This is a genomic window from Kribbella sp. NPDC026596, from assembly GCF_040638415.1.
Taxonomy (GTDB): Bacteria; Actinomycetota; Actinomycetes; order Propionibacteriales; family Kribbellaceae; genus Kribbella.
The window spans coordinates 1-17191 of record NZ_JBEZYF010000087.1; the positions used below are offsets into that span (position 1 = coordinate 1).

Sequence of the window (17191 nt, forward strand, 5' to 3'; positions counted from 1 at the left end):
GCTCTGCCGGCGGCCGGTTAGCTAGTTCGTCCAGGGGCGGAGCTTCTCCGGGTTGCGGATCGCCCAGATGTTCGTGATGCGATCCCCGGCGATGTCGAACGCAATCACGGTCTCGGTCACGCCTTCGTACTGGATGACCAGACCCGGCTGGCCGTTGACGGTCCGCTCCACCAGCGTGCGGCCGTAGTCCAGGATGGGCAGGCCGGTGAAGTACTCGGCGACGTTCGCGCCGCCGTGGACCGGCTCGAGCGCGGCGATGACGACGCCGCCACCATCGGCGACCGCGGTGACGTCGGGGTCCAGGAGATTGACGAGGGTCGCGATGTCCGTGGCCTCCCACGCCTGTTTGAACTCACGAATGAGCTCGGCACGCCGGGCCGTCGGCGGTGCGGGAACCTGCGCGTCGCTGAGCCGGCGCCGGGCCGACGACGCCAGCTGACGGCAGGCCGCCGGGGTCCGGCCGACGATCTCGGCCACCTCCGGGAACGGGTACCGGAAGACGTCGTGCAGGATGAACGCGACCCGCTCGGCCGGCGTCATCGAGTCCAGGACGACCAGGAACGCCATGTTCACCGACTCGTCCAGCGTGACCCGATCGGCGGGGTCGGCGCCGGCCCGTCCGTCGGTGTTCTCGGGGAGCGGCTCCGGGATCCATTCGCCGACGTAGCGCTCCCGCCGGACGCGGGCCGACCGGAGCAGGTCGAGGCAGATGCGGCTGGCGACCTTGGTCAGCCACGCGCCGGGGACGTCGATCGCCGCCTGCTCGCGGCTCGACATGGCGTACCACCGGGCGTACGTCTCCTGGACCACGTCCTCCGCGTCGGCGAGTGAGCCGAGCAGCCGGTAGGCGAGGTTGATCAGCTGCCGCCGCTCGCTCATGATCGCGCTCAGGCCCGGATCGACCTGGTCGTCCCCGGTCATCGTGCTTCCCTTCGTCGGATCCACCTTTCCCCCTACGACGAAACGCCGTACCGAAGTGTGAGGTCATCACAGTCCGGGCGGATGTCTCGTCGTACTGATCATGACTACACAACACGCAACTGACGAAGCAGAAATCCGGGAGCGCGTCGAAACCCTGGTCGGCGCGATCCGGACCGGCGATATGGGGGCGGTCAAGACGATCTTCGCGCCGAACGTGGTCTCGTTCGACATCGAGGCGCCGCTGCGGCACCTGGGCGCGGAGACGAAGTGGAAGAACTGGGAGAAGGTCTTCACGATCTACCAGTTGCCGATCGACTACGAGGTCCGCGACCTCACGGTGCTCGTGGATGGCGACCTCGCGGTCTTGTTCGCCGTGAACCGGATCAGCGGCACGCTGGTGAACGGCCCCAAGACCAACCAGTGGGTCCGTTGGACAGCGGCCTGGCAGCGGATCGATGGTCAGTGGATGGTCGTCCACGACCAGGTTTCGGTGCCGACCTACTTCCCCGAGGGCCGGGCCGCGCTGGACCTCACGCCCTGAGCCACTCCGGCCAGGGACGCAGGTCGCCGGCGGTCTCGGCCAGGGCTGTCAGCGCTTCGGACGTGGTGAGCCGTCGGCTCGGCTGAGGCGTGATCAGCCCTTGCAGGCTCTTGGGCAGTTCGGCGCCCGCCTCGGCGAGCGTCTGGCCGAGGCTGTAGAGATCCATCGCGGCGGAGACCGGCGCGCAGGCTTCCTGCTCGGGGGAGGCGTATCCGACGGTTCCGACCGGGTGACCGGGTGGTTGCTCGCTCCCGATCCGGCGAGCGCTGCCGAAGTCGATGAGGACCGGACGTGCATCGCGGAGTACGACGTTCTCCGGTTTTACATCCAGGTGCGCGAGACCACGGCGGTGCAGGGCCATCAGCGCGGGGAGTAGCTGCGCACCGAGCAGTGCGGTCTCCTCGACGGTCAGGACGCCGTTCTCCTCGAGCTCGTCGGTGAGCGTCGGGCCGTCGACGTACTCGAGCAGGATGTGCGGGATGGCCTCGTCGGTTCCGTCGGCCAGCAGGCGCGGAAGGGCGGGGTGGTTGTTGCCGTCGAGGGCAGCCGTCTCTCGACGGAGCGACTTCAGGGCGCGCGGGTGGTGGATCTGGTGGGGACGGGCGGCCTTGAGTACGGCGGGGGACCAGAGAGCGACCGACCAGACCAGCCAGGTCTCGCAGCGGTGGCCGACACCGAGACGGTCCACGGCGAACGTCCCGCCCGGCAGTTCGCACCCCTCGGCCCAGTCCCAGACGGCGAGTCCGTCCTCGGTGTCGACAATCATCTGCAGGTCTCCAAGCGGTGATGCCTGCCGCCGGCTGAGCGCCGGCGGCAGGCTGTGGGTCAGCCGCGCGAGCGGCTGCGGGAACGGCTGCGGCTGCAGGATCGGGAGCGGCTACGGGACCGTCCGTGGCCGTGGTGCATGACCGGCTTGATGCGGAGCATGGTGGTCACCTCCTTCCACTGAGTTGGTGTTGGTCGAGGGAGACGACCCGGTCGGCGATGGCCGCCAGGTCGCGATCGTGGGTGACGAGCAGGACCGTGCGCTGCGCGGTCGTGGTCCGGATCGCCTCGATCACCGTGGCGGCCGAGACCGGGTCCAGGGACGCGGTCGGCTCGTCCAGCAGGACCATCGGCGCGGATGAGACCGCGGCGCGGGCGAGTGCGACCCGGCGCCGCTGACCGCCCGACAGCCGTACGCCGCTCTCGCCGAGAGGCGTGTCGTACCCGAACGGCAACCGGCCGGCGAACTCGTCCACCAGAGCAGCCCGCCCGGCCGCGATCACGCCGGCGCGAGTCGCGTTCTGGTTGCCAAAGGCAATGTTCTCGGCCACGGTCGCGTCCAGCAGCCACGGGTCCTGGGGGACGAACGCGAACCGGTCTCGCAGGCTGCGCTGGTCGCAGTCGCGCACGTCCACGCCGTCGATCAGGATCCGTCCCGCGTCGACGTCGTACAGACGCAGGAGGAGATGTAGCGCGGTGCTCTTGCCGATCCCGCTGGGCCCGAGTAGGCACACGGTCTCGCCGGCCGCGATGTCGAGGTCGAACCGGTCGAGCACCGGTCGCCTGGGCTCGTAGCCGAAGGACACCCGCTCGAACCGTAGGCCGGACCGCAGCGCCGGAGCTGGGCGGGCGTCGTACCGATCCTCGACGGCTTCGTCGCAGTCCAGGACCTCGCGAACCCGTACGGCGCTGGCATCGGCCTTCGCCAGTACGACGGACAACCGGGTCAGGCCGCGCACGGGGGAGTAGAGGTCTCGCAAGTAGGCGAGCACGACCAGCAACTGGCCCACTGTGAGGGCTCCGGACAGCACGTGCCGCCCGCCGACCACCAGCACCAGCGCGGCACCGAGCGCCAGGACGACATCGGCCATCGGGGTCCAGCGCGCGTCCACATCGATCGCTCGCAGCTCGACATCCAGTACGGCGCGATTCCGCGTGCCGAAGATCGCGGCGGCTCGATCGATCCGCCCGAAGGCCTGGACGGCGCGGACGTTCCGCAAAAGGTCGGTCGTTGCCCCCGCCAACCGTCCCGACTCGGTCCGCGCATCCTGTTGGGCAGTTCGAATCAGGCGGCGCTGCCGGACTGCCAACGCGGCCAGTACCGGCACGACCCCCAAGCCGATCAGCGCGAGCTCGGGGTCGAAGGCGAACAGCAGCACCAGGACGCCGGCGAGCATCACCGCATCGGGCAGGAACGACGTGGTCACCGCGACCACCGCGTCGAGCATCCGGCCGACGTCCGTGGTCAGGCGGGACACCAGCTCGCCGCTGCGCATCCGGTCGTGCCACCGCAGGGACCGCGTCATCGTGCGCTGGAACATCGTTGCGCGCAGCGACGCGCCGATCCGCTCGGCCGCGCCCTCGACCGTCCGCAGACTCGCCATGTCGAGGAGCCCGATGATTGTCGACAACAAGACGCTGCCGGTGGCGGCCAGCGCCAGGACGACGATCGGATCCGCCGCCGGGTTCGGACCGAGCGCGTGATCGACGGCCAGAGCCAGCGGCCACGGGCGGAGGAGAACCGCACCGACTCGCAGTACGACGAGCCCGGCCGCGGCGGCGAGTGCAGGGAACTGCACTCGGGCGGCAGGCCCGGCGACGGCGAGTGAGAGCGGAAGCTTCATGCCGACAACGGTCGTCGCCGGCTGGTCGGCCTCGGTAGTGCACCTTGGTACTACGACTGTCGTCGGGGCTGCCTGACCGCACCGGGCCACCTACGATCCCAGCATGGTGAGACTGCGACGCTCGCGCGTGGACCGTGGGCCGATCTCGACGGTCGGGCTGCTGGTGCGCTTCACCGCGGCCGGGCTGATCGTGCTGCTGTCCTTGGCCGCGCTGATCGCGCTCGTGGCGCGTCAGGCCGGCGTGGATCAGGCGACGGACTCGGCTCGGCAGGTCACCTACGTGACCGCGCGTGGAGTGGTCGAGCCGCGCTTGGACGCGGCCGTGATCGCGGGTCAGCCCGCCGCCTTGCGGTCGTTCGACACCGCGATGCGGAAGTACGTGCTGCAGGGCTCGCTGGTGCGGGTGAAGCTGTGGAATGCCGACGGCCGGATCGTCTACTCCGACGAGCCAAGGCTGATCGGGCAACAGTTCCCGCTGGGGGCCGAGGAGCAGGAGGCGCTCCAGCGGCAGGGGAGCAGTGCGTCCGAGGTCAGCGACCTGAGCCGGCCGGAGAACAAGTTCGAGATCCCGTACAAGAAGTTGCTCGAGGTGTACGTCGGCGTCCGCGGAACCAACGGGGAACCGATGCTGTTCGAGGCGTACTTCGAGTACCGGGCGGTGACCGAGGCGGGACAGGCGGCCTGGAAGCGGTTCGCGCCACCCGCGCTGGGGGCGTTGCTGGTGCTCGAGTTGGTGCAGATTCCCTTCGCCTGGTCGCTGGCCCGCCGGGTGCAGCGACAGCAGCGGGACCGGGAACGGTTGCTCCAGCACGCGGTCGACGCGTCCGACGCCGAGCGCCGCCGGATCGCGGGGGAGTTGCACGACGGCGTCGTACAGGAGCTGACCGGGCTGAACTATGCGCTCGACGCGATGCGGTTGGGTACCCCGACGGAGGGCCAACGGGCAGAGGTGATCGCGGACAGTGCAGGACGGTTGCGGGCGAGTATCGGTTCGCTCCGGTCGCTGCTCGTGGACATCTATCCGCCGAACCTCGCCGAAGAAGGCCTCGCGTCGGCGCTGGCCGAGTTGGCGGGCGGACTCGAGCGGACCGGGATCGACGTACGGCTCGAGACCGAGGGCACCGAGGAGTTGCCGCCGGCGGCCGCGGCGCTGTTGTTCCGGGCGGCGCAGGAAGTGGTCCGGAACGTGGCCGCGCACAGTGGGGCGCGGGAGGTGCTGATCAAGGCGCAGCGGGTGGACGGGCGTGGGGTGCTGATCATCGACGACGACGGTCGCGGGTTCGACGAGTCGCGACTCGATGAGCGGAGCAGCAACGGGCACCTCGGGCTACGCTCGATCGGCGACCTGCTCGCCGAGTCGGGTGGCACGCTGACGGTCCGGGCCGCGCCCGGTCAGGGGACACGGGTGGAAGCCGAGGTGCCGGTGTGATCCGGGTGTTGATTGTCGACGATCATGCGATCGTCCGGACCGGCCTGTCCCAGCTGCTCGGTACGGCGGACGACATCGAGCTGGTCGGGGCCGCGGGGGATGGTGCCGAGGCCGTGGCGATGGCGGCCGAGCTGCGGCCGGACGTCGTACTGATGGATCTGTCGATGCCCGGCACGGACGGGATCGCTGCGACGGGGCAGATCGTGGCGGCCGATCCCGGGGTGCATGTGCTGGTGCTGACGTCGTTCAGCGATCAGGCGCGCATCCTCGACGCCTTGCAGGCCGGAGCCGAGGGATACCTCCTGAAGCACAGTGAGCCTGAGGTGATCCTGGCCGGAGTGCGCGAGATCGTGGCCGGTGGGTCGCCGCTGGACCCGAAGGCGGCACGGGTGTTGCTGACCAATCGGCGCAGCCCAGGCCCCGAGACCAAGCTGACCGACCGCGAGCAGGAGGTCCTCGACATGGTCGGCGCCGGCCTGCCGAACAAGACGATCGCGCGCCGGCTCGGCATCAGCGAGCGGACGGTCAAGGCACATCTGACAAACGTGTACCAGCGCCTCGGCGTGACCGACCGCACCCAAGCCGCGCTATGGGCCCAGCGGCAGCGCCGCGAGGAGTAGGTACTAGTACCAAGGTCCGATGGTGCCCGCCGCCCGCCTGCGACAGGATCGACGCATGGACTCGGAAGACCTACGCCGCCGACCGGTCGTGCTGCGCACCGGCGGCGACGATGCCGAGCCGACGCGACGGCCGGTGCGATACCTCGCGTGGGCCGGCACCGGGCTGCTCGGCCTGGTGGCCGCGGCCGGTCTGGTCGCCGGGGGTACGGCGGTCTGGTCCGCCTTCGACCCGGGTACGCCGGGCCAGTCGCCGGCACCACTGTGGTTCGCACCCCCGGAAACCATCACGCCCCAAAGCTCGAAGGTCACGCCCACCATCACGCCGAAGACCATCGAACCTGGTGACGACAAGGGTGGCGAGCGGACGAAACCCACCTCGAGCACGTCGACCTCAGGGAAGTCCGGTTCGGGTAGATCCGGCTCGTCCGATGACAAGTCCGGCCATCACTGACCTGAGGCCAGCTCCGCAACGATCTGGGTGCCAGTGGTCCCCGCGATCACCGCGGCAGTCTCGTCGAGGGATCCGACCGCGGCCCGGCCTTTGGTCGCTTCCACGAACCGTGCGGCGGCACGAACCTTCGGCCCCATCGACCCCTCGGGGAAAGTGAGGGCCGCGAGGTCCGCGACCGTGATCTCATGCAAGGGGCGCTGCTTCGGGGTCCCGTAGTCCAGATAGACGGCCGGGACGTCGGTCAGCATCACGAACAGGTCGGCCCGGAGCTCGGTCGCGACCAGCGCCGCGGTCAGATCCTTGTCGACGACGGCCTCGACTCCGGCGAGTCCCGAATTTCTCTCCACCACGGGGATGCCCCCGCCTCCGGCCAGGATCACAGTCATGCCGTTGCGGAGGAGTACGTCGGCGGCATCGAGCTCCACGATCCGACGTGGTTCGGGGGACGCGACCACGCGGCGCCACTGTGAGCCGTCCTGCCGGAAGGTCCACCCCGAGGTCGACTCCAGCAACTGCGCGTGGTCCTCGGGATAGCCGGTCCCGACGTACTTCGTCGGCGTACCGAAAGCGGGATCCGTCGCGGCGACCACCGTCTGCGTGACCAGCGTGACCGCTCGCCGAGCCAGGCCGGCGTTGCTGAGTGCCTGCTGGATCCAGTACCCGATCACGCCCTGGGTCTCCGCGACGAGGTCACTCAGCGGATACGGCTTCGACAGCGCGGGATCCGCCGTACTCTCCAGCGCGAGCAGCCCCACCTGCGGTCCGTTGCCGTGCACGATCACCACCTCGTGCTCAGCCGCCACGGCCGCCAACGCCGGCGCCGCCACGGCCAGATGCGCGACCTGCACGTCGGCGTCCGGCCGCTCCCCGCGCCGCAACAACGCATTCCCCCCGAGCGCGATCACCATCCGCATACCTTCAGCGTCGCACGCAGCTCCACAGATCAGGTCCTCTGGCATGACGGACAGGGACCTTCGACCCTGATCCGGCCCGCTCAGCGGATGAGCTCAACTGCGCGGCTCGGCGAGTGGCGCGCGCAGTTCGAGGACGGTGCCTCGCGGCTGTTTCCTCTGCAGCCGCACGGCACCGCCTAACGCTTCGGCCCGGTCCCGCAGGTTGCGCAGGCCGCTCTGGTGATCGGTGGCGGCCACACCGACACCGTTGTCGCTGACGCGCGTGATGACCTCGGTCGGGGTCGCGGTGACCTCGACGCTGACCTCGGTGGCTTCGGCGTGGCGTACGACGTTCGACAGCGCCTCCCGGATCGCGGCGAGGATCTGCGGCCGGACGGTCACGGGTACGACGGCGTCGACCGGGCCGGTGCAGGTCAGTCCGGCGCGGAACCCGAGCGGTTCGGCGTACTCGGCGACCAGGGCCTGGATATCGGAGCGGAGCGATCGGCGGCTGGGGCGGTGGTGCAGCTCGAAGATCGCCGCACGCAGATCACGGATGGTGGTGTCGATGTCCTCGATGGCCCGGCCGAGGCGTTCGTGGACCTCGGCGTCCACCATCCTGCGGATGCCCTGCAGTTGCAGCCCGGTCGCGAACAAACGCTGGATCACCAGATCGTGCAGGTCCCGGGCGATCCGGTCGCGTTCCTCCAGAACGGCGACCATCGCGTGGTCGCGGAGCGCCTGGCCACGATCCAGCACCAGGGTCGCCTGTGCCGCGAACATCTTGACCAGGTCGCTGTTCCCGTCGAGCGCAGTGGCTCCGACGACCAGCAGGCCGCCTACCGAGGCGGATGACGGTGAGAGCGGAGCGACGGCGGCCGGTCCGATCTCCGGGATGTCGGCAATGGTGACTCGGTCGCGAGGCACCTCGTGATCCAGCCCGGGGATCTGCTTGCCGACGTATTTGGTCAGTTCCGGAGGTCCGTCGAGGGCCTCGATCACCAGGTCGTGGCCGTCGGTCAGCAGGACGGCGCCGACGCGCGCGCCGGTGAGTTCGCGAGCCCGGCGGGCGATCAGCCGGAGGGCGTCGCGCTGATCGAAGTCGCCGAGCAGGAGCTGGGTGATCTCCGCGGTCACCTCGTGCAGGCGCTGTGTCCGCTCGCCCGACTCCTGATCGCTCACGATGTCACGGTACGGAAGCCCCTGCGGCTTTGGAACGCCTCTTCCCCCTACTTCTCCCTTCTTTCCTTCGAACCCCAACTTCTCTCTTCTTTCCCTTCGAATCTTTCCCTTCGAAGCTGTTGCTTCGGGCATCAATGGGCGCGGCGGCCGCTGACGGACTCGGTACCGAGCCGGATCAGCTGCCGGTCGCGAAGCCGCAGCCACGACGGCGCGGTCCCCGCGAGCTCGGCCGCCTCGCCCTCGGGGACGGCGGACAGATGGCCGATCGCGGTCACCGTCCAGCCGTGCCGCCGCTCCAGGTCGATGTCGTCCACCTCGAACGCGACCACGTCGCCCCGGTGCGCCGCCCGGAGCCATTCGCAGTCGTCGGACGCGAACACGATCGTGTCGCCGTCGACACAGAACGCGACCAGCCGGACCACCGGCAGGCCGCCTTGGGTGAACACGAGCCGCCCGACCGGGACCGAGGACAGCAGCCGGAGGCACTCCGGCCCGTCGAGGATCTCCAGGCCGGCATCGTCGTAGGTGTGCATCAGATCCTCCACGGCCGGTCTACGCTGAGCGATACAGCTGCTTCAGGGGGGAGCGACAAGCTATGGCCATCACGGTGTTCCTGCTCGATGACCACGAGGTGGTGCGGCTCGGCTTGCGGCAGCTGCTGGAGGGCGAGCCGGACATCGAGGTGGTCGGCGAGGCGTCGACCGCGGCGCAGGCGACCACCCGGATCCCGGCACTCCAGCCTGATGTCGCCGTCCTCGATGTCCGCCTCGGCGACGGCGACGGGATCACCGTGTGCCGGGAGATCCGGTCGGCGATGGACAAGCCGCCGGCCTGCCTGATGCTGACCTCGTTCTCCGACGAGGAAGCCCTGTTCACCGCGATCATGGCCGGGGCGGCCGGCTACCTGCTCAAGCAGGTCAGTGGCACGGACCTGATCGGAGCGGTACGGCGTTTGGCCGCGGGGGAGTCGCTGCTCGACCCGGCCATGACTGCCCTGGTCCTGGAGCGGCTGCGGAACCCGGTCGACGTGGACGACGACCCGCGCTACGAGTCCCTGACCGAGCAGGAACGCCGGATCCTCGACGAGATCGCGGCCGGCAAGACCAACCGGCAGATCGCGGAGAGCATGTTCCTGGCCGAGAAGACGGTGAAGAACTACGTCTCCGGGCTGCTCCGCAAGCTCGACATGGAGCGCCGGACGGAGGCAGCCGTGTACGCCGTCGAACGCGCGAAGCGGCGCCCGAAGACCTGACCCACGCTGTCTGCGGGCCCCGGCCGGTCGGTTAGCAAGTACGGATGCGGCGTCCACTGATGTGCTCCGGTTCGATGACTACGAGGATCTCCTGGTCGTCGCCCGCCCACGGATCCGTGCCTGAGCGCCACGTCACCGTCTCCTGCAGTGAGCCGTGCCGGCGGCGCCCCGAGACCAGCACGCTCCAGCCGTCCCGCGCGGCCCCGTCCAGCCGATCCACCTCGAATGCCACCGGACCATCGCCGTACCGCGCGATCGCCGTGGCGGCCCCGGTCCGGAAGACGAACTGCCGGCCGTGCACCGTGTAGGTGACCGATCGCACCGACAACCGGCCGGCCAGCTCGAAAGCCAGCCGGCCGGTGCCGCCGGGGGCGAGCAGCTGGAGGCACTCGTCCTCACGCAGGTGATCCAGCACGGGGTGGCGGGCGGCGAGTCCACGGACGGGCGAGGTCCGTGGACCGAGACGGTCGGAAACGGTTGCGTCCAGTGCACCGGCCAGCCGGATCAGCGCGCCTGCTGTCAGCTGTTCCGCCTCCTGCGATGCGTCGACCTGCGGCTCGGTCCATGCGGACCCCTCCTGCCGCGCGAGCCCGAGCGACACCCCCGGCTCCGACTGGTCCCTCCCCTGCGGAGACCGGGATCGGCCGGACGCTGTCATCGAACACTCCCTTTCCTGCCGTCTGCCGCCCATCCAACCGTCGCCACGCCGGGCTCCGGCAGAGCCAGATGTCCTCAGCGGGAAGGACCGAAGGCCCGAAGTGTCGGGTCGAGGGGTACGCCGATCGTCTGCAGGGTGAGAGTTGTTCCACCAGACCGACCGGAAGCAGGTGTGCGGGTGAGGTATGTGTTGATGTTCGTCGAGACCGAGGCGTACGCGAAGGAGTTCGAGGCGATGACGCCGGACGAGCGGGAGCTGGCCTTGCAGCGGGTGACGCAGTGGTTCGACGACCACCGGGACAAGCTGCGCGGTGGCAGCAAGCTGCAAGGGGCCGGATCGGCGACCACGGTCCGGTTCGACGGCGGCGTACCGATGACGACCGACGGGCCGTTCATGGAGGGCAAGGAGGTGATCTCCGGGTTCAGCGAGATCGAGGTCGACGACCTGGACGAGGCGCTGCGGATGGTGAAGACCTGGCCGGCCTGCCCGGTCGTCGAGATCCGGCCGGTCGCGTTCATGAACACCACCGGGGCTTCGTGAGCACTGAAGACGAGCTGGCTCGCGTGGTCCGAGACCACGCGAGCCAGCTGGCCGGGGCGCTGGTTTCCTTGCTCGGCGACTTCTCCGCCGCCGAGGACCTGGTCCAGGACGCCGTCGAGATCGCCCTGTGGCGCTGGCCGGTCGAGGGGATTCCGGAGCGGCCCGACGCCTGGCTGTTCACGGTCGCCCGCCGCCGTGGTTTCGACGTACTGCGCCGACAGCAGAACTACCGCGCCAAGCTGGCCCAGCTGCAGCTTCCCGTGCAGCCCGCGGCTGACGACCGGCTGCGGCTGATCTTCACCTGCTGCCACCCGGCGCTGGCTCGCGAGGCGCAGATCGCGCTCACGTTGCGAGTGGTCTGCGGACTGACCACCGCGCAGATCGCGGCCGCGTTCCTGGCGTCCGAGTCGGCCGTCGCGCAGCGGATCACCCGGGCGAAGCGGAAGATCACCGAGGCCGGAATTCCGTACCGCATACCGCGCGACGACGAACTTCCCGACCGCCTCACCGAGGTACTCACGGTCATCTACCTGCTCTTCAACGAGGGCTACCTGTCCAGCACCGCCGACCGCGTTCACTCGCGCGATCTGGTCGACGACGCCGAGTGGCTCACTGCCCTACTCCACGGCCTGCTGCCGAACGAGCCCGAGATCGCCGGCCTGCTCGCGCTGATCCGCCTGCACCGCGCCCGTACGGCGGCCCGCTTCACGACCACCGGCGAGCTGATCCTGCTCGAGGACCAGGACCGCGTCCGCTGGGACCACGCCGCCATCGCCGACGCGACCACTTTGCTGACCCGTACCGCCCGACGCCATCGCGCGCCCGGTCCGTACCAACTGCAAGCAGCCATCGCCGCCTGCCACAGCGAGGCCCCGATCTGGGCGGCGACGGACTGGGAGCAGATCCTCGTCCTCTACGACATGCTGCTGACCCTGCAGCCGACGCCGGTCGCCCGCCTGCATCGCGCCATCGCATTTGCCTACGTCAACGGCCCGCAGGCCGCGCTCAGCCAACTCGACGAGTTGTCGACGGATCTGCAGGCGTATCCGTTGTTCCACGCGACCCAAGCACAGTTCTTCCGCGATCTCGGTCGCGACGCCGAGGCTGACGCCGCCAACCATCGAGCTGCGGACCTGACCACCAATCCCGCCCAGCTCGGCCTCCTCCAGGAGCGCCTGGCCCAGTGAGCCAGCATCCTTGAGCCATGGGTGCTCAGGGGCGGGCGAACGGCTGTGGTTTCTGGACTGGCTGCGCGTGCTGGCAGTGTTCGGCGTGTTCGTGTTCCACTCCCTGCGCCCGTTCGACGACGCCGACTGGCATGTGAAGAACGCGGACCGCAGCGAGGGCATCTCGATCGCGATCGCCTTCCTCGGACTGTGGGGCCTGGCGTTGCTCCGCGGCGTCAAACGCTCCGCAGTACCGACACCACAACCCCGAGGATGACCGCGTTGTCGCCGTCGATGACGTCGTACGCCGGGTTCCGCGGCTCGAGGTACACGTGGCCGTTGCGGCGGCGGTACACCTTGACGGTCGCCTCCTCGTCGATCATCGCGGCGACGATCTGACCCGAGTGGGCCTCGGATTGCTGCCGGATCACGACGATGTCGCCGTCGCAGATCGCGGCGTCGATCATCGACTCGCCGCGGACCCGCAGGCCGAACACATTGCCGCGCCCGGTCAGCCCGCGCGGGAGCTGCAGTACGTCGTCCACGTGCTCGACCGCGGCGATCGGCGTACCGGCCGCGATGTCACCGACCACGGGTACCGGCACCGAGTCGTCGGAGTCCCGCGCGGTCGGCCCCTGGAGGAACATCCGTACGTCGATCGGCCGCGACACCGACGGGCTGCGCCGCAGGAAGCCCTTGTCCTCCAGGCTGGCCAGGTGCTTCGACACCGAGGACGAGGAGCGCAGTCCGACCGCGTCACCGATCTGCCGGCTGCTCGGCGGATAGCCGTACCGCGTCACCCAGTCCCGGATCACCACCAGGATCCGTTGCTGCCGCTCCGGGAGTGCGCCGGTGTCGAGGTCGCCGAACAGATCGAGATCAGTCACCGCGAAATCCTAGAGCGCCCAGGCCCGCGGATCCGCACCCGACCCGCAGGTGGTCCGCATCTAAACTCTTGGCGGATGTGCCGGGAGCGCACCTACGATCGGCCGGGTGAGCGCTCCCTCGGAAGCTGTCCTGGATGCCTTCGGGCTGTCGGAACACCCCGTCCTCCTGCCGGGCGGGCAGGGTGAGACGTGGCGGTCCGGCGCGGTCGTGCTGAAGCGGGCCGGATTGGTGGCGGAGAGTCTGTGGCGCGCTGACGTGCTGGATGGGCTGCCGGAATCCACCGAGTTTCGGGTGGCACGTCCGGTGCGCAGCCGAGGTGGCGAGTGGATCGCGCACGGCTGGGAGGCATCCCAGTTGCTGGCCGGTGCGACGGATGTCCGGCGGCAGGACGACGTACTGACAGCTGGGTCCGCTTTCCATGCGGCCGTTGCCGGGCTGCTACGGCCGGGGTTTCTCGACGAGCGTGACGACGCTTGGTCGTACGGCGATCGGGTCGCGTGGGACGAGGAGTCGGCCGGCGGGAGTCCGGCGTACCAGGACTTGGTCTCGGGGCTCGTGAAAGCTCGTCGGCCGGTCGACCTGGTGGCGCAGGTGGTACACGGCGATCTGCCGGGGAATGTGATGTTCGCCAACGGGTTGCCGCCGGCGATCATCGACTGGCCGGTGTACTGGCGGCCGCCCGCGTGGGCGTCGGCCGTCGCCGTCGCCGACGCCCTCTGCTGGTACGACGCCAAGCCTGACCTGGCAGCGCGTTGGTCAGACCTCCCGGAGTGGGGCCAGATGCTGGTCCGAGCGCTCATCTACCGCATAGCGACCGACGAGGCGCTCGGTGGCGCCGAGGTCTGGACGACCGATCGCCGTGCGGTCTACGAACCCGCGATCGAGGTCGCGCTTGCGTACGTCGGCTGATCCCGCCGTCACGCAGAGAATCACGGTCGATAGCATCCGGGTATCGAAGCGAGTGCCGGAGCCTCTTCGACAAGGAGTGGGCACTGGCTTTGACTTGGGGGATTGAAGGGTTGGGTCTGGGGGCCGCACTTTCCGCCGGATCACACCGTCCGTCTGAAAGTGAGGAGCATTGTGAGGCTGTTCAGACCTGGGGTGCTGGCACTTGCCCTTGGACTCGTGGCCGGACTGATCACCACCGGCCCGGCCGACGCCGACGAGACGCAGACCGTCTCGTACCACGGCTATGAAGTCACTGTTCCGGCCAGTTGGCCGGTCATCGATCTGTCCACCGACCCGACCGCCTGTGTCCGGTTCGACCGTCAAGCCGTCTACCTCGGCCGCAGTACTGCGCAAGCCGACTGCCCGGCGGATGCGGTCGGCGGGAGCTCGGGGCTCGTCCTCGAGCCGCTGACCACGGCGCAGCCGTCCAGCGACGGCCTGCTGCGTCGCGCGATCACGGATGCCGGCGTACTCGCGACGGCGTACTACGCACCTGGTGCCGAGCAGACGGCGAACGCCGTACTGGCGACTGGACGCGTCGTCTCGAAGTCGCAGTCCGCGCGGGTCGCCCAGCAGGCCGCGGTCACACCGTCGATCGTTGCCACTGGCAACTTCGCCGGATATGGGTTCGACACGTGCGCGGCGCCGACGCAGGCGTCGATGGACGCTTGGCGGCCCAGCTATCAGGGTGTCGGCATCTACATCAGCGGTGGTCTGCGAAAGTGTGCCCAGCCCAACCTGACCGCTGACTGGGTGTCGGCGAACGCGAGCAAGGGCTGGCAGTTCCTGCTGATCGACGTCGGCATGCAGGCGCCCTGCACGACCTACAAGAGCCTGATGTCGTCGGTCCCGTCCACCGCGCTGACGCAAGGCCGGAACGCCGCGATCAACGCGGTTGCCGCCGCGCAGGCACTCGGGTTCGCGCAGCGGAGTGCGATTTACAGCGACATCGAGCCGTATGCCTCGACCGCCGCATGCAAGGCAGCCGTCCTGTCCTATCTGAGCGGCTGGACGCAGGAGCTGAACTCCCGCGGCTACCTCGGCGGCGCGTACGTCGGTGCGGCCACGGGTGGCGTGGACCTGTCCAGCGCTTACGCGAGTACGGCGTACACGCGGCCGGACAACCTGTGGTTCGCGCACTGGAACACGACGATTCCGGTGGGGACCAGCCCGTACATCCCCGCGACGTACTGGAACAACCACCAGCGGGTGCACCAGTTCGTCGGCGACACGTCGGAGACGCACGGCGGCGTGACGATGTCGGTCGACCGGAACTACCTGAACCTCACCGCGCCACCGCCACCGGTCACCAGCTTCAAGGTCACGGGTGGTGTCACGGTCGCAACGTTGCAGTGGGGCATGCCCGCCAACACCACGCTCGGCCAGATCATCATCCGCGGCGCGTCCGGTTCGACCGCGCCGCAGCTACCGACCGCCGGTGCGGCGATCTACAACGGTACGGCGAGTTCGTTCGCGCTGACCGGTCTGGTGAACTCGGGCAGCTACGCGTACCGGATCTGGGTGAAGGACAGCAAGGGCAAGATCGGGCCCGGGGTCGATGTCCGACTGATCGGGACGAAGACGACGATCGCGGCCGGCGCGGCCTCGATCATGTACACCGGGTCGGTCACGCTGACGTCGGTTATCACGCGGCTCAACGATGCGACCAGGCTGAGCGGCGTACCGGTGGTGCTGTTTTCGAAGGCGAAGAACGCGACGAAGTGGACGACGGCCGCGGTGCTGACGTCGGACGCGAACGGTGTCGTCACGTCGGTGCAGAAGCCGGCGGTCTCGACGTACTACATGTGGGGCTACAACGGTGCCGTCGGCCTGTTGGGGACGCGGAGCTCGGCTGCGCTGGTCGAGGTCAAGCCGGCGATGTCGGGGTACCTCACTCCGGCGATCAAGCTCGGCGAATCCGTGCTGCTGTACGGCTATCTCAACCCGCCGCACGCCGGTACGACGGCTTACCTGCAGCGCCGGTCGGGCACGAGCTGGGTCGCGGTGACGTCGGTCAAGCTCACGACCAACGGCAAGTACGGCTTCAGCATCAAGCCGACCGCACGCGGTACCTACACGTACCGCGTGGTGTGGTTCGCTGACGCCGATCACGCGGGGACGCAGACACCGTCCAAGGTGCTGACGGTCAGCTGACCTGGTCCAGGTCGGCCGCCACACGCCGCGCGATCTCGATCGCGTGCGCCGCCAGCGGCGAGTGTGTGCGGCCGGCCTGCCAGAGCAGGTAGATCTCTCTGGCGGGCAGTGCCGGTTCGAACTCGTGGAGAGCCAGGCCGGCCTCGTTCGGGTAGACGGCGAGGAGCGGCATCACGGCCGGGGCGAGACCCGCTCGCACCATCGCGAGCAGGGCCTCGTTTCCGGCCGTGCGGAACACGAACTCGGGGCGGATGCCCTGCTGGGCGAGGAAGCGCTCGACGTTGGCCTGATCGCAGATCGCCGGATGCGCGACGATCGGCAGCCGGTCGAGCTGCTTCGGCGCGACCGGCCCGGGTGGAAAGTCACCCGGGCGGGCGACCAGGACGTGCGGGTCGTCGAGCAGTTTGAGGTGGTCGATGTCGACGTCGCCCGGGCCGTCGGCCGGCCCGTCGAAGAACATCAGGTCGAGGCCGGTGAGGTCCGGTACGTCGGTCTCCTCCTCGAACAACCTGATCTCGCAGCCGGGATGTGCCTCGTGCAGCTCGCGGATCACGGTCGGCAGCAGCACGTTGGAGACGGTCTGGAAGGTGCCGATGTCGATCCGGCCGTCGCCGGCGCGGAAGCGCTCCACGGCGTCCGACATCGCGTCGGCCCGGCGGAGCAGCTCGCGTCCGTGGTCCAGCAGGACGGCGCCCAATCTCGTGATGCGGACCGGCTTGGGGCCGCCCGGCCGGTCGAACACCGCTCCGCCGGCGGCCTTCTCGAGGACAGCGATCTGCTGGCTGACACTCGACTGGGTGTAGCCGAGCTTGGTCGCGGCGCGGCCGAACGATCCCTCGTCGGCGACGGCCACCAGGGTCGCGAGATGACGCAGCTCGTACATAGTTCGCAGACTATCGCTGATGGCGATCTAAATCATCAGAAACAATCGCTTTTCGT

19 protein-coding genes are annotated in these 17191 nt (G+C 69.2%); 10 read left to right on the plus strand and 9 right to left on the minus strand.

Features of this window, described 5'->3' with window-relative positions:
• Window positions 1-21: 21 nt before the first annotated feature.
• The gene (gene sigJ / locus AB0E63_RS41115; protein ID WP_360378682.1) at window positions 22-921 is read right to left on the minus strand and encodes an RNA polymerase sigma factor SigJ; all 900 of its coding nucleotides are present in this window, start codon (window positions 919-921) and stop codon (window positions 22-24) included.
• Window positions 922-1021: 100 nt separating this feature from the next.
• Between sigJ and AB0E63_RS41120 the strand changes: the two genes are divergently transcribed.
• Window positions 1022-1462: a nuclear transport factor 2 family protein gene (locus AB0E63_RS41120; RefSeq protein ID WP_360378685.1), complete on the plus strand. Its 441-nt coding sequence runs from the start codon at window positions 1022-1024 to the stop codon at window positions 1460-1462.
• Here AB0E63_RS41120 and AB0E63_RS41125 read toward each other — a convergent pair.
• Both AB0E63_RS41125 and AB0E63_RS41130 read right to left on the minus strand, forming a co-directional pair.
• Window positions 1452-2228: a serine/threonine-protein kinase gene (locus AB0E63_RS41125; RefSeq protein ID WP_360378688.1), complete on the minus strand. Its 777-nt coding sequence runs from the start codon at window positions 2226-2228 to the stop codon at window positions 1452-1454. The two genes, AB0E63_RS41120 and AB0E63_RS41125, sit on opposite strands and share 11 nt — an antisense overlap.
• Window positions 2229-2394: 166 nt before the next feature.
• Complete coding sequence (locus tag AB0E63_RS41130) at window positions 2395-4071, minus strand: ABC transporter ATP-binding protein (RefSeq protein WP_360378691.1); 1677 nt, start codon at window positions 4069-4071, stop codon at window positions 2395-2397.
• 103 nt (window positions 4072-4174) lie between these two features.
• On the opposite strand from AB0E63_RS41130, the gene AB0E63_RS41135 reads away from it, so the two are divergent.
• Genes AB0E63_RS41135 through AB0E63_RS41145 form a run of 3 tightly spaced genes read left to right on the plus strand, consistent with a single transcriptional unit; the run spans window position 4175 to window position 6571 of the window.
• On the plus strand, window positions 4175-5500 hold the full coding sequence (locus tag AB0E63_RS41135) for an ATP-binding protein (RefSeq protein ID WP_360378694.1): 1326 nt from the start codon (window positions 4175-4177) through the stop codon (window positions 5498-5500).
• Window positions 5497-6120 (plus strand): response regulator transcription factor, encoded by a 624-nt coding sequence (locus tag AB0E63_RS41140; protein WP_360378697.1) that lies wholly within the window; start codon window positions 5497-5499, stop codon window positions 6118-6120. The genes AB0E63_RS41135 and AB0E63_RS41140 overlap by 4 nt, the downstream gene beginning before the upstream one ends.
• 55 nt (window positions 6121-6175) lie before the next feature.
• Window positions 6176-6571 carry a hypothetical protein gene (locus AB0E63_RS41145; protein ID WP_360378700.1) on the plus strand — a complete coding sequence of 132 codons (396 nt, stop codon included), beginning with the start codon at window positions 6176-6178 and terminating at the stop codon, window positions 6569-6571.
• Here AB0E63_RS41145 and AB0E63_RS41150 read toward each other — a convergent pair.
• From AB0E63_RS41150 to AB0E63_RS41160, 3 genes are all read right to left on the minus strand, one after another.
• Window positions 6565-7485, minus strand: a complete 921-nt coding sequence (locus AB0E63_RS41150) for a carbamate kinase (protein WP_360378703.1) — start codon at window positions 7483-7485, stop codon at window positions 6565-6567. The two genes, AB0E63_RS41145 and AB0E63_RS41150, sit on opposite strands and share 7 nt — an antisense overlap.
• 93 nt (window positions 7486-7578) lie before the next feature.
• The gene (locus tag AB0E63_RS41155; RefSeq protein ID WP_360378706.1) at window positions 7579-8646 is read right to left on the minus strand and encodes a sensor histidine kinase; all 1068 of its coding nucleotides are present in this window, start codon (window positions 8644-8646) and stop codon (window positions 7579-7581) included.
• Window positions 8647-8777: 131 nt separating this feature from the next.
• On the minus strand, window positions 8778-9179 hold the full coding sequence (locus tag AB0E63_RS41160) for a pyridoxamine 5'-phosphate oxidase family protein (protein WP_360378709.1): 402 nt from the start codon (window positions 9177-9179) through the stop codon (window positions 8778-8780).
• 62 nt (window positions 9180-9241) lie between these two features.
• Between AB0E63_RS41160 and AB0E63_RS41165 the strand changes: the two genes are divergently transcribed.
• Window positions 9242-9898 (plus strand): response regulator transcription factor, encoded by a 657-nt coding sequence (locus AB0E63_RS41165; protein WP_360378712.1) that lies wholly within the window; start codon window positions 9242-9244, stop codon window positions 9896-9898.
• A 31-nt stretch (window positions 9899-9929) separates the two neighbouring features.
• Here the strand turns inward: AB0E63_RS41165 and AB0E63_RS41170 are convergent, their stop codons facing one another.
• Window positions 9930-10556 carry a pyridoxamine 5'-phosphate oxidase family protein gene (locus AB0E63_RS41170; protein WP_360378715.1) on the minus strand — a complete coding sequence of 209 codons (627 nt, stop codon included), beginning with the start codon at window positions 10554-10556 and terminating at the stop codon, window positions 9930-9932.
• A 177-nt stretch (window positions 10557-10733) separates the two neighbouring features.
• Here AB0E63_RS41170 and AB0E63_RS41175 point away from each other — a divergent pair, with 177 nt between their 5' ends.
• From AB0E63_RS41175 to AB0E63_RS41185, 3 genes are all read left to right on the plus strand, one after another.
• Window positions 10734-11096, plus strand: a complete 363-nt coding sequence (locus AB0E63_RS41175; RefSeq protein ID WP_360378718.1) for a YciI family protein — start codon at window positions 10734-10736, stop codon at window positions 11094-11096.
• Entirely contained in the window at window positions 11093-12283 is a 1191-nt protein-coding gene (locus tag AB0E63_RS41180; RefSeq protein WP_360378721.1) for a DUF6596 domain-containing protein, read from the plus strand. Before AB0E63_RS41175 ends, AB0E63_RS41180 begins: the two co-directional genes overlap by 4 nt.
• A 67-nt stretch (window positions 12284-12350) precedes the next feature.
• Window positions 12351-12539, plus strand: coding sequence for a hypothetical protein (locus tag AB0E63_RS41185; RefSeq protein WP_360378724.1), 189 nt, complete (start codon window positions 12351-12353; stop codon window positions 12537-12539).
• Here the strand turns inward: AB0E63_RS41185 and lexA are convergent.
• On the minus strand, window positions 12499-13149 hold the full coding sequence (lexA, locus tag AB0E63_RS41190) for a transcriptional repressor LexA (RefSeq protein WP_360378727.1): 651 nt from the start codon (window positions 13147-13149) through the stop codon (window positions 12499-12501). The two genes, AB0E63_RS41185 and lexA, sit on opposite strands and share 41 nt — an antisense overlap.
• Before the next feature lie 106 nt (window positions 13150-13255).
• Between lexA and AB0E63_RS41195 the strand changes: the two genes are divergently transcribed.
• Both AB0E63_RS41195 and AB0E63_RS41200 read left to right on the plus strand, forming a co-directional pair.
• Window positions 13256-14059 carry a TIGR02569 family protein gene (locus tag AB0E63_RS41195; protein ID WP_360378730.1) on the plus strand — a complete coding sequence of 268 codons (804 nt, stop codon included), beginning with the start codon at window positions 13256-13258 and terminating at the stop codon, window positions 14057-14059.
• Window positions 14060-14230: 171 nt separating this feature from the next.
• Entirely contained in the window at window positions 14231-16252 is a 2022-nt protein-coding gene (locus AB0E63_RS41200) for a DUF1906 domain-containing protein (protein WP_360378733.1), read from the plus strand.
• On the opposite strand, the gene AB0E63_RS41205 is transcribed toward AB0E63_RS41200, so the two are convergent.
• Window positions 16245-17135 (minus strand): LysR family transcriptional regulator, encoded by an 891-nt coding sequence (locus AB0E63_RS41205; protein WP_360378736.1) that lies wholly within the window; start codon window positions 17133-17135, stop codon window positions 16245-16247. The two genes, AB0E63_RS41200 and AB0E63_RS41205, sit on opposite strands and share 8 nt — an antisense overlap.
• Window positions 17136-17191 lie beyond the last annotated feature (56 nt).

Coding starts and splice junctions, on each gene's coding strand:
- sigJ (WP_360378682.1), bottom strand. CDS start 921: ATGACCGGGGACGACCAGGTCGATCCGGGCCTGAGCGCGATCATGAGC.
- AB0E63_RS41120 (WP_360378685.1), top strand. CDS start 1,022: ATGACTACACAACACGCAACTGACGAAGCAGAAATCCGGGAGCGCGTC.
- AB0E63_RS41125 (WP_360378688.1), bottom strand. CDS start 2,228: ATGATTGTCGACACCGAGGACGGACTCGCCGTCTGGGACTGGGCCGAG.
- AB0E63_RS41130 (WP_360378691.1), bottom strand. CDS start 4,071: ATGAAGCTTCCGCTCTCACTCGCCGTCGCCGGGCCTGCCGCCCGAGTG.
- AB0E63_RS41135 (WP_360378694.1), top strand. CDS start 4,175: ATGGTGAGACTGCGACGCTCGCGCGTGGACCGTGGGCCGATCTCGACG.
- AB0E63_RS41145 (WP_360378700.1), top strand. CDS start 6,176: ATGGACTCGGAAGACCTACGCCGCCGACCGGTCGTGCTGCGCACCGGC.
- AB0E63_RS41150 (WP_360378703.1), bottom strand. CDS start 7,485: ATGCGGATGGTGATCGCGCTCGGGGGGAATGCGTTGTTGCGGCGCGGG.
- AB0E63_RS41160 (WP_360378709.1), bottom strand. CDS start 9,179: ATGCACACCTACGACGATGCCGGCCTGGAGATCCTCGACGGGCCGGAG.
- AB0E63_RS41165 (WP_360378712.1), top strand. CDS start 9,242: ATGGCCATCACGGTGTTCCTGCTCGATGACCACGAGGTGGTGCGGCTC.
- AB0E63_RS41170 (WP_360378715.1), bottom strand. CDS start 10,556: ATGACAGCGTCCGGCCGATCCCGGTCTCCGCAGGGGAGGGACCAGTCG.
- AB0E63_RS41205 (WP_360378736.1), bottom strand. CDS start 17,135: ATGTACGAGCTGCGTCATCTCGCGACCCTGGTGGCCGTCGCCGACGAG.